Source organism: Actinocorallia sp. A-T 12471 (assembly GCF_033875155.1).
In the GTDB taxonomy this organism is placed as follows: Bacteria; Actinomycetota; Actinomycetes; order Streptosporangiales; family Streptosporangiaceae; genus Actinocorallia.
In genome coordinates, this window is sequence record NZ_JAWZTE010000007.1 from 89233 (window position 1) to 100912 (window position 11680).

General features: G+C 71.9%; 8 protein-coding genes. 7 read left to right on the forward strand and 1 reads right to left on the reverse strand.

Features of this window, described 5'->3' with window-relative positions:
- Positions 1-101 precede the first annotated feature (101 nt).
- Complete coding sequence (locus tag R9X44_RS20675; RefSeq protein WP_319815865.1) at positions 102-2126, reverse strand: ATP-binding protein; 2025 nt, start codon at positions 2124-2126, stop codon at positions 102-104.
- Positions 2127-2364: 238 nt separating this feature from the next.
- Here R9X44_RS20675 and R9X44_RS20680 point away from each other — a divergent pair, with 238 nt between their 5' ends.
- From R9X44_RS20680 to R9X44_RS20710, 7 genes are all read left to right on the forward strand, one after another.
- A complete protein-coding gene (locus tag R9X44_RS20680) occupies positions 2365-3591 on the forward strand; it encodes an MFS transporter (protein WP_319815866.1) in 1227 nt (408 codons plus the stop codon).
- Positions 3581-7267, forward strand: a complete 3687-nt coding sequence (locus R9X44_RS20685) for a nitrate reductase subunit alpha (RefSeq protein ID WP_319815867.1) — start codon at positions 3581-3583, stop codon at positions 7265-7267. The genes R9X44_RS20680 and R9X44_RS20685 overlap by 11 nt, the downstream gene beginning before the upstream one ends.
- Complete coding sequence (narH, locus tag R9X44_RS20690) at positions 7267-8925, forward strand: nitrate reductase subunit beta (protein WP_319815868.1); 1659 nt, start codon at positions 7267-7269, stop codon at positions 8923-8925. The genes R9X44_RS20685 and narH overlap by 1 nt, the downstream gene beginning before the upstream one ends.
- Complete coding sequence (gene narJ, locus R9X44_RS20695; RefSeq protein ID WP_319815869.1) at positions 8922-9680, forward strand: nitrate reductase molybdenum cofactor assembly chaperone; 759 nt, start codon at positions 8922-8924, stop codon at positions 9678-9680. Before narH ends, narJ begins: the two co-directional genes overlap by 4 nt.
- Positions 9677-10411 carry a respiratory nitrate reductase subunit gamma gene (gene narI / locus R9X44_RS20700; protein WP_319815870.1) on the forward strand — a complete coding sequence of 245 codons (735 nt, stop codon included), beginning with the start codon at positions 9677-9679 and terminating at the stop codon, positions 10409-10411. Before narJ ends, narI begins: the two co-directional genes overlap by 4 nt.
- Positions 10412-10505: 94 nt before the next feature.
- Positions 10506-11381 carry an alpha/beta hydrolase gene (locus tag R9X44_RS20705; protein ID WP_319815871.1) on the forward strand — a complete coding sequence of 292 codons (876 nt, stop codon included), beginning with the start codon at positions 10506-10508 and terminating at the stop codon, positions 11379-11381.
- Between the two features lie 12 nt (positions 11382-11393).
- Complete coding sequence (locus R9X44_RS20710; RefSeq protein WP_319815872.1) at positions 11394-11540, forward strand: hypothetical protein; 147 nt, start codon at positions 11394-11396, stop codon at positions 11538-11540.
- Positions 11541-11680: the final 140 nt, after the last annotated feature.

Below are 11680 nucleotides of genomic sequence, written 5' to 3' on the forward strand. Positions count from 1 at the left end.
TCCGACAGCAGGGTTCCGACTGCGGGTCCTGACGCCGGGAGCCTGACACCCGAGGGGGCGGACTGCCGCGGGCCGGGTTCCGCGCACCCGGCCCGCGGCGCTCACCTGCCGTCGTAGGGCCAGGCCGAGTGGTATCCCGAGCGGTAGAAGGCGGTCCAGACGTCCGCGCCGAGCACGGCGTGCGCCTTCTCCTCTGCCTCCCTGCGCGCCTGAAGGATCTGCGGCGCGGTGAAGCGGTCGCGGCCGCCGTCGGCGCGCCACAGCCGGTCACTGATCCCGAGCAGCACCGACGCCCGCTCAGCCTCCCCGCCGACCGCCCCCGCGACGGCCAGGGCCTCGAGGGCGAGGGCCATGTTGGCGCTGTCGTCAAGGTGCCGCCAGCCGTCGAACGCCGAGCGCGCGTGGTCGGCGGCGCGGGCGTGGTCGCCCTCGGCGAGCCGGACGAGCGCGATCATGTAGTCGCCCCAGGAGCGGAACTTCTCCTCGCCGCGCCGCGCCCCGTCGGCGCGCAGCTCCCAGCCGAGGTCCTCGGCGGCCCGCAGGTCGCCGCCGACGTACCTGGCGAAGGCGAGCGCGGCGCGCGCCTGCATCCAGATCGCCTCCTGGACGGTGCCCGACCACGCCGCCGCCGCGAGGTCCACGAGCCGTTCCAGGGCGAGGTCGGGACGGCCGCTGGTAGCGAAGTCGGTGCCTTCGAGGTAGTCGCCCGCGCGCAGGGCGGTCGGGTCGGGGGCCGCGCCGCGGCACTCGCGCACGCACCAGCCGATGCCGCCGAGGTCGCCCTGGACCATCATGATGCCGCCGAGCGCCCACACCGCGCGCACCCGCAGCGGTCCCGGCTCCGGGTGGTCGGCGAGCGCGCGTTCCAGGTACTGCCTGCCCTCGCGGGCGTGCTCGCAGGTGAACCAGAAGAACCACAGCGCCCCGACGAGCTCCTGCGCCGCGGTGCCGGGCTCGGCGAGGCATGTCTCGACGGCGAGCCTGATCTCGGGGAAGTCCTCGCGGATGCGGGTGTACCAGACGACCTGTTCCGGCCCGGTCCACGACGGGAACGCGCGGCGGGCCCGGTCGAGGTAGCGGTCGCGGTGCCGCAGCCGCAGCGCGCGGGTCTCGCCGAGTTCGGCGAGCCAGGCGGCCCCGTAGTCGCGCAGGCTGTCCAGCAGGCGGTAGCGGCCCCCCTCGCGGCGCAGCACCGACCTGCGCACGAGCCCGTCGAGCGCGGTCTCGACGTCGTCGAGCGGGCCTCCCCCGCAGACCTCGACGGCGGCCGCCGAGGTGAACGGCCCGGCGAACACCGACGCCCGCGCCCACATGAGCCGCTCGCGCGGGGTGCACAGCTCGTGGCTCCAGCCGATCGCGGTCCACAGGGAGCCGCGCGGCCACGGCCCGCCGCCGACGGCGTCCGGGGCGGCGGCGGGCCGCGCGGCGAGCTCCGCGACGCCGACCGCGCCGACCTGGGCGGCGGCAAGCTCCAGCGCGAGCGGCAGCCCGTCGAGCCGACGGCACAGCGCGCCGATCGCGGCGGCGTTGTCGGCGGTGACGGCGAAGCCGGGTTCGACGTCGCGCACCCGCGCGACGAACAGGGAGACAGCGGCGGTGTCCGCGACGCCGTCCCAGTGCTCGCCGGGCACGGCCAGCGGATCGAGCGCGAGCACCGCCTCGCCCTCGACGTCGAGGGGTTCGCGCGACGTCGCAAGGACGGTCACCCCCGGGCACGCGTCGAGCAGCACCCGCGCGAGCAGCGCGCAGGAGGCGGTCAGGTGCTCGCACGAGTCCAGGACGAGCAGGCAGCGCCGGTCGGCGAGGTGTTCCACGAGGATCTCGACCATCGGCCGCGCGGTCTGGTCGCGGACCTTCATCTCGAACGCGACGACGTGCGGGAGCATCGCCGCGTCAAGCAGGTTCGACAGCGGCACGAACCAGACGCCGTCGGGGTGGTCGTCGGCCACGAGGCCGGCGACGTGCAGGGCGAGCCGCGTCTTGCCGATGCCCGCCGTCCCGGTGACGGTGACGAGCCTGGCCAGGCGCAGCAGCGCTGCGGTCTCGGAGGTCGCGCCCGCCCTGCCGACGGGCGGGGGCGACGCGGGGGGAAGGTTGCCCGGGCGGCCGCCGGTGAGTTCGTCCATGGTTCCCTCGCCTGCTTCGGGTGCACGGTTCGCCACGGATAGTACGCATTCTCACCGCGGGTCACCGGACAAATCCGAAGAGCTTTTGCCGGACGCCTCCGCGCGAGCGCATCGGACGCGCCGGGACGCGCCGCCGGCCGGTCAAGATCTGCACGCGGGCGGGCCAAGATTGCGCGGCGGCCCGTCCGCGCGGTCCCCGCCCGGGCATGACGGGCCTGGAGCGGAAGGGCCGAATCGGATGAGTGTGGCGAGAACGACCGGGGAGCATCGCTCGCCCGGGCTGATGCTTGCGTTGGCGACCATCGGGTTCGCCGTGAACTTCTGGGCGTGGTCGCTGCTGAGCCCGCTCGCGTCGCGGTTCAAGGAGTCGCTGGGGCTGAGCCCGTTCCAGCAGTCGCTGCTCGTGGCGGTCCCGGTGATCGTCGGCTCGCTGGGCCGCATCCCGGTCGGGCTGCTGACCGACAGGTACGGCGGCCGGGTGATGTTCACCGCGGTCTCCGCGATCACCATCGTGCCCGTGCTGTGCCTCGCCTGGTTCGGCGTCGACTCGTTCGCCGGGCTGCTGGTCTTCGGGTTCCTGCTGGGCGTCGGCGGCACCGCGTTCGCGGTCGGCGTGCCGTTCGTGAACGCGTGGTTCCCGCCCGAGCGGCGCGGCACCGCGATCGGGATCTTCGGCATGGGCATGGGCGGCACCGCGATCAGCGCGTTCACCACGGTCAGGCTCGCCGACGCCTGGGGGCTGCCGTCGCCGTTCCTGCTGACCGCCGTGGTCCTCGCGGTGTACGCGGTCGTCGCCTGGTTCGCGCTGCGCGACTCACCGGCCAGGCCCGTCCCGTCGGGGTCGGCGCTCGCGGGGTTGAAGGAGACGTGCAGGCTCGGCGTCACCTGGCAGGCGTCCGCGCTGTACGCGGTGGCGTTCGGCGGCTATGTGGCCTTCTCGGTGTATCTGCCGACGTATCTGGAGAACGCCTACAAGCTGACGCCGCCCGACGCGTCGAACCGGATGGCCGGGTTCGTCATCCTCGCCGTGCTCATGCGGCCGGTCGGCGGCTGGCTGTCGGACCGGATCGGCGCGGTCAAGGTGCTGACGGTCGCGATGGTCGCGGTGACGATCGGCGCGGCGATCCAGGCGTTCACGCCGCCGCTCATGCCGCTCGGCACGTTCGCGTTCCTGCTCATGGCCGCCGCGCTCGGCGCGGGCAGCGGCGCGGTGTTCGCGCTCGTCGCGCTGCTCGCCCCGGCCGGGAAGGTCGGCGGGGTGACGGGCGTCGTCGGCGCGGCGGGCGGCCTCGGCGGCTTCGTGCCGCCGCTGGTGATGGGCGCGGTCTACGGGGCGACCGGCGGCTACGGGATCGGCCTCGCGCTCCTGGCCGTCGTGGGCGCGGCGGCCGCCCTGTTCACCGGGACGTGGGTCCGCAAGGCGGTCGCCAGACGCACGACGAAGGGGGGCGGCGGTGGCCGCTGACGAGAACGCGGGCCTGGACGGGCCGGTAAGCGACGTCCTGGTACGCACCCGAAGGTTCTTCACCAAGGGCGAGGTCTCCAAGGACCTGCGTACGCTCAGCAAGAAGGGCGGCCGTGACGCCGACGTCTTCTACCGCGACCGCTGGTCCTACGACAAGATCGTCAGGTCCACGCACGGGGTGAACTGCACGGGGTCGTGCTCGTGGAAGGTGTACGTCAAGGACGGCATCATCACCTGGGAGACCCAGCAGACCGACTATCCGACGGTCGGCCCCGACCGGCCGGAGTACGAGCCGCGCGGCTGCCCGCGCGGGGCGGCGTTCTCCTGGTACACCTACTCGCCGACCCGCGTGCGCTACCCGTACGTGCGGGGCGTCCTGCTCGAGCTGTACCGCGCGGCCAAGGCCCGCACCGGCGACCCGGTGACGGCCTGGGCGGCGGTCGTGTCCGACCCGGAGTCGGCGCGGCGGTACAAGTCCGCACGCGGCAAGGGCGGCCTGGTCCGGGCGTCGTGGGACGAGGCCGTCGAGATCGTCGCGGCCGCCCACGTCCACTCGATCAAGGAGTTCGGGCCGGACAGGATCGCCGGGTTCTCGCCGATCCCGGCGATGTCGATCGTGTCGCACGCGTCGGGCGCGCGGTTCATGTCGCTGATCGGCGGCACGATGCTGTCATTCTACGACTGGTACGCCGACCTGCCGGTGGCCTCCCCGCAGGTGTTCGGCGACCAGACCGACGTGCCGGAGTCCGGCGACTGGTGGGACGCCTCCTACCTGGTCATGTGGGGGTCGAACCTCCCGGTGACGCGTACGCCGGACGCCCACTGGATGGCGGAAGCGCGCTACCGGGGCCAGAAGGTCGTGGCGGTCTCGCCCGACTACGCCGACAATGTGAAGTTCGCCGACGAGTGGCTCGCGGTCGCGCCAGGCACGGACGGCGCGCTCGGCATGGCGATGGGCCACGTCATGCTCAAGGAGTTCTTCGTCGAGCGGCAGGTCGAGTACTTCACCGAGTACGTCACGAAGTACACCGATCTGCCGTTCCTCGTACGGCTTGAGGAGGACGGGCGCGGCGGCTACCGTCCCGGCAAGTTCCTCACCGCCGCCGACCTGCCCGGCGACCTCGCGGCGAGCGAGAACGCCGCGTTCAAGACGGTCGTCCTGGACCAGGCGACGGGCTCGCCGCTGGTCCCCAACGGCTCGCTCGGCTTCCGGTTCGGCAAGGACGGCGAGGGCCGCTGGAACCTCGACCTCGGCGGCGCGCGCCCCGCCCTCACCCTGTACGGCGACGGGTCCGACGGCGTCGAGGTCGAGCTGACGAGGTTCGACAAGCCCGGCGAGCTGCGCCGGGGCGTCCCCGCGCGGACCGTCGCCGGACACCTCGTCACCACCGTGTTCGACCTCCTGCTCGCCCAGTACGGCGTCGGCCGGGAGGGCCTGCCTGGCGTCTGGCCGCTCGGCTACGACGACGCCTCCGTGCCCTACACGCCCGCCTGGCAGGAGCCGATCACCGGCGTCCCGGCGCGCGCGGCGGCGCGGATCGCGCGGGAGTTCGCGGCGAACGCCGAGGCGTCGCGCGGCAGGTCGATGATCGTGATGGGCGCGGGGACGAACCACTGGTTCCACTCCGACACCATCTACCGGACGTTCCTGACGCTCACCACGCTCACCGGCTGCCAGGGCGTCAACGGGGGCGGCTGGGCGCACTATGTCGGGCAGGAGAAGTGCAGGCCGATCACCGGGTGGGCGCAGCTGGCCAACGGGCTCGACTGGTCGCGGCCCGCCCGTCAGATGGTGCAGACGGCCTACTGGTACCTCAATGCCGACCAGTTCCGCTACGACCACTTCGGGGCCGACGCGCTCGCCCCCGCGCGGCCCGGCGGCAAACTCGCGGGGCGCACGACCGCCGACATCATCGCGCTTTCCGCACGGCTCGGCTGGATGCCGTCGTATCCGACGTTCAACCGCAATCCGCTCGATCTCGCCGACGACGCGCGCGCGTCGGGCCGTCCCGTCGGCGAGTACGTCGTGGACGAGCTGAAGGCGGGCGGGCTGCGGTTCGCCTGCGAGGACCCCGACGCGCCGGAGAACTTCCCGCGCGTCCTCTCGATCTGGCGCGCGAACCTGTTCGGCTCGTCCGGCAAGGGGACCGAGTACTTCCTAAGGCACCTGCTGGGCGCGGCCGACGCGCTGCGGGCCGAGGAGTCGCCGCCGGAGAACCGGCCCAAGGACGTCGTCTGGCGGGAGGACGCGCCCGTCGGCAAGCTCGACCTGCTGCTCACCCTCGACTTCCGGATGACGTCCACGACCCTGCTGTCCGACGTCGTCCTGCCCGCCGCGACCTGGTACGAGAAGCATGACCTGAACACCACGGACATGCACCCGTTCGTCCACTCCTTCAACCCGGCGATCGCCCCGCCCTGGCAGACCCGCACCGACTGGGACGCGTTCCAGACGATCGCCCGCGAGTTCAGCAGGCTCGCCGACGGCCACCTCGGCGTCCGTGAGGACCTCGTGGCCGCTCCCCTGCTGCACGACACCCCCGACGCGATGGCGACCCCGCACGGCCGCGTCAGGGACTGGGCGGCGGGTGAGTGCGAGCCAGTGCCCGGCAAGACGATGCCGAAGCTGATCGTCGTGGAGCGCGACTACGGCGCGGTGGCCGCGAAGATGGCAGCGCTCGGCCCGCTCGTGGAGGAGCAGGGCGCGGCCACCAAGGGCGTGGTGTTCCACCCCGACGAGGAGGTCGAGCTGCTGCGCGCCAAGAACGGCGTCGTGCGCGGCGGCCCCGCCGACGGACGCCCGTCGCTGCGCTCGGAGATCGACGCGTGCGAAGCGGTCCTCGCCCTTTCCGGGACGACGAACGGACGCCTGGCCGTCCAGGGCTTCAAGCAGCTGGAGACCCGGACCGGCGTGGCGCTCGCCGACCTCGCCGCCGAGCGCGAGGGCGACCGGATCACCTTCGCCGACACCCAGGCCAGGCCCGCCGCGGTGATCACCTCGCCGGAGTGGTCGGGCTCGGAGACGGGCGGGCGCAGGTACTCGCCGTTCACCGTGAACGTCGAGCGGCTGAAGCCGTGGCACACCCTCACCGGCCGCCAGCACCTGTACCTCGACCACGACTGGATGGCCGAGCTCGGCGAACAGCTTCCCGTGTTCCGGCCGCCGCTCGACGTCGCGGGCCTGCGCGGGGAACCGGCGATCGGCTCGGTCGGCGGGCTCGGCGTGACCGTCAGATACCTCACGCCGCACAACAAGTGGTCGATCCACTCCGAGTACCAGGACAACCTCCTGATGCTGTCGCTGTCGCGCGGCGGCCCGACGATCTGGATGAGCCCGCAGGACGCCGCCAAGGCAGGGATCGGCGACAACGACTGGATCGAGGCGGTCAACGCCAACGGGGTCGTGGTGGCCAGGGCCGTCGTCTCGCACCGGATGCCGGAGGGCACCGTCTACATGCACCACGCGCAGGACAGGCTGATCGACGTGCCGCTGTCGGAGACGTCCGGGAAGCGAGGCGGCGTGCACAACGCCCTCACCCGCATCCTCGTCAAGCCGAGCCATCTGATCGGCGGATACGGCCAGCTCGCGTTCGCGTTCAACTACCTCGGACCGACCGGCAACCAGCGGGACGAGATCACCACAATCCGCCGCCGTAGCCAGGAGGTCACCTACTGATGCGCATCATGGCCCAGATGGCGATGGTGATGAACCTCGACAAGTGCATCGGATGCCACACCTGCTCCGTCACCTGCAAACAGACATGGACGAACCGGACGGGCGTGGAGTACGTGTGGTTCAACAACGTCGAGACGCGGCCGGGACTCGGCTATCCGCGCACGTACGAGGACCAGGACCGCTGGCGCGGCGGCTGGCGGCTCACCAAGCGCGGACGGCTCACCCTGACGGCGGGCGGCAGGTTCAAGAAGCTGCTGTCGATCTTCGCCAACCCCGTGCTGCCGAGCATCCAGGACTACTACGAGCCCTGGACGTACGACTACGCGACGCTCACGAACGCGCCCCTGCAGGAGCACATGCCCGTCGCCCGGCCCAAGTCGCTGCTCACCGGCGAGAACACCAAGATCACCTGGTCCGCGAACTGGGACGACGACCTGGGCGGCTCGCTGGAGTACGTCAAGGGCGACGTCGTGCTCCAGAAGGTGTCGGAGCAGGTGAAGCTGGAGTTCGAGAAGACCTTCATGTTCTATCTGCCGCGCATCTGCGAGCACTGCCTGAACCCGAGCTGTGCCGCGTCGTGCCCGTCGGGGGCGATCTACAAGCGGACCGAGGACGGGATCGTCCTGGTCGACCAGGACAAGTGCCGCGGCTGGCGGATGTGCGTCACAGGCTGCCCGTACAAGAAGGTGTACTTCAACCACCGCACAGGCAAGGCCGAGAAGTGCACGTTCTGCTACCCGCGGGTGGAAGTCGGCCTACCGACGGTCTGCTCCGAGACGTGCGTGGGACGCCTGCGCTACATCGGCCTTGTCCTCTACGACGCCGACAAGGTCCTTGAGGCCGCCTGCACGCCGGAAGACACCGACCTGTACGAGGCGCAGCGGAGTGTGTTCCTCGATCCCGAAGACCCCGGGGTCCAGCGCGCGGCCGAGGAGGCGGGCATCCCGCGCGACTGGGTCGAGGCGGCCCGGCGCTCGCCCGTCCACGCGCTCATCAACACCTACAAGGTGGCGCTGCCGCTGCATCCTGAGTACCGGACGCTGCCGATGGTCTGGTACATCCCGCCGCTGTCGCCGGTGGTTGACGTGGTCCGCGACACCGGCCACGACGCCGAGGACGCCGGGAACCTCTTCGCCGCGCTCGACGCGCTGCGCATCCCGATCGGCTACCTCGCCGAGCTGTTCACCGCGGGCGATCCCGCGCCCGTCGAGGCGGTTTTGCGCAGGCTCGCGGCGATGCGCGCCTACATGCGCGACGTGAACCTCGGCCGCGAGCCGAACGAGGGGATACCGCGCGGCGTCGGCATGGAGCCCGAGGAGATGTACGAGATGTTCCGGCTGCTCGCGCTGGCCAAGTACGACGAGCGTTACGTCATCCCGCCCGCGCACGCCGAGCAGGCGCACCGGCTCGAGGAGCTCGCCACCGAATGCTCCCTCGACTACGAGGGAGGGCCCGGCATGGGCGGGTCGGGGCCGTTCGGCGAGGCGTCCGGGGAGCCCGTGCCGGTGGCCGTGGAGAACTTCCACGTGCTCAAGGAACGGCAGACCAGCGACGCCGCCACCGGCTCGCTCGACCGCTCGACCCGGGTCAACCTGCTCAACTGGGACGGCAAGGGCACGCCGGAAGGCATGTTCCCCGAGCGCGGGGACAAGCCGTGAGGCCCAAGGGGCCGGCGCCCGCCGAGGCCGCCGCGGCCTGGCAGACCGGGTCGGTGCTGCTGCGCTACCCCGAGCCCGAGCTTCCCGGACTCGTGCCCGAGCTGCGCGACGTCGTCGCCGGGCTGCCACGCGCCATCGCCGAGCCGTATGGACGGTTCCTCGACCATGTGGCCGCGACGCCGTCGCATGAGCTCGCGGTCGCCTACGTGGAGACGTTCGACCACCGTAAGCGGGGCTGCCTGTACCTGTCGTACTACGCCTACGGGGACACCCGTAAGCGGGGCATGGCACTGCTGCGGTTCCAGCGCGCTTACCGTGCGGCGGGGCTCGTCCTCACCGGGGAGGAGATCGCCGACCACCTTCCCGTCGTCCTGGAGTTCGCCGCCTACGACGCCGCTGGGCGGGCGCTCCTTCTTGAGCACAGGGCGGGGCTCGAGCTGCTGCGGCGCTCTCTCCGTGAGTCGGGCTCGCCCTGGGCGGACGTGCTCGACGGCGTCAACGCGACGCTTCCCGCGCTGACGGGACGCGCGGCCGACGCCGTCATGCGGCTCGCCGCCGAAGGCCCGCCGGACGAGGAGGTCGGCCTTCCGGGCTACGGCCCGGAGTCCGGGCGGCCGGGCGAAGCCTGGCCCTCAAAAGCCCGGACTCCGGGCCCAGGCGAGCGCGGCCCTGAGTCCGGGCGGCCTGCACCGGGCCCGGGCGAACACGGCCCCGTGGCCTTGCCTGAGCCCGTTGTGAGAGGAGTACGCCGGTGACGTCGATCCTGCTCTGGGCGGTCCTGCCCTATGTCGCGATCCTCGTGTTCGTGCTCGGGCACGTGTGGCGGTACCGGTACGACAAGTTCGGCTGGACCACGCGCTCGTCGGAGCTGTACGAGCGGCGGCTGCTGCGCTGGGGAAGCCCGATGTTCCACTACGGGATCATCCTCGTGTTCCTCGGGCACGTCGGCGGCCTGCTCATCCCCGAGGCGTGGACGAACGCGGCGGGCCTCAGCGAGACCGCCTACCACTGGATCGCGGTCGTCCTCGGCGCGGCCGCCGGGGTGCTCACCATCGGCGGCATGGCGATCCTCATCTACCGCCGCCGCACGGTCGGACCGGTGTTCATCGCCACGACCCGCAACGACAAGCTCATGTACCTCGTGCTCGCGGTGACGATCGTGCTCGGCCTCGCCGCGACGGGCCTCGCCAACGTCGCGGCGGGCGGCTACGACTACCGGCACACCGTCTCGCCCTGGTTCCGCTCGATCTTCCTGCTGCGTCCAGAGCCGAGCCTGATGACCGGGGTGCCCGTGCTGTACCAGGCGCACGCGTTGAGCGCGATCGCCCTGTTCGTCATCTGGCCGTTCACGCGGCTCGTGCACGTGCTCACCGCGCCGGTCGGCTACCTGACCCGTCCGTACATCGTGTACCGGTCGCGCACGCCGCGGCCCGCGCCGCGCGGATGGACCCCTTCCGGACGGCCGGAAGGCGGTCGGCGGGTATAGTCGGAGCAGATTTGAGTACAGCAGTCTCATAATGTGGTCCAGCTCACACCGCTGGCCCGGCACCCGTGTGCCCTTCCCCCCGGAGGTGACGGCCATGGCCATCGTCGAAACGGAACGTTCCCCGCGCACGAAGCACTTCTCCGGCGCGTCCGGCAACAGGATCGTCGGCGACCTGTGGGGGCCGGAGGACGGCCCCCTCGTCGTGCTGCTGCACGGCGGTGGGCAGACCCGTCACTCCTGGCGCAGGGCGGGCGCGGCGCTGGCCGCCGAGGGCGTGCGGGCGCTCGCGCTCGACGCGCGCGGCCACGGCGACAGCGCGTGGATCGCCGACGGCGACTACCGCGGCGCGTCCATGGTCGAGGACGTCGTCAGGGTGCTGCGTGAGGTGCCGGGACGGCCGGTGATCGTCGGCGCGTCGATGGGCGGGATGACCGGGCTGATGGTCGCCGACCGGATCGGCGCGGAGGGCGCGCGTGGGCTCGTCCTCGTCGACATCGTGCCGGGCTTCGCGAGCGCGGGCGGCGAGCGCGTCGTGGCGTTCATGAACAGCCGTCCCGACGGGTTCGCGAGCCTCGAGGAGGCCGCCGACGCCGTCTCGGCCTACCTGCCGCACCAGGAGCGGCCCAAGAGCGCCGACGGCCTTCGTCGCAACCTGCGCCAGCGCGAGAACGGCCGCTGGTACTGGCACTGGGACCCCGCGTTCCTCACCCCGCACGAGGGCGACATCCAGGCATACGAGGCGCACATGGCGGACATGGACCGCGCGGCCCGCGAACTGCCCGTCCCGCTCGCGGTGATCAGGGGCGCGTTGTCGGACGTGGTCAGCGCCGAGGCGCTCGACAGGTTCCGTGGCATCGCGCCGCAGGCCGAGGTGGTCGAACTCTCGGACGCCGGGCACACCGCCGCGGGCTCGGACAACTACAGCTTCACCCAGGCCGTCGTGGCGCTGGCCACCCGCATGCCCGAGTGACAGACTGGGGAAATGAGCGACGAAGCCCGTTTCTCCCGCCTCCCCGACCGTGTGCGCCCCGAGGACATGGTCGCCTCCCAGGCCGTCCAGGAGCACGCCGAGCTGACGCCCGACCAGGTCGAGCTCGACCGTCAGTGGGCGGGCCGCTGGTACGGCTGACCCGCCGACCGGACTCCCGAAAACCTCCACTAGGGACAAATAGTAACTAACTGGTACTATTTGCCGTCTTGGTCCAGGAGAAGCGGGGTCCGGTGGGCGTTCGGAACGGGGGGCTCACCAGAGACGGCGCCACCTGGCTG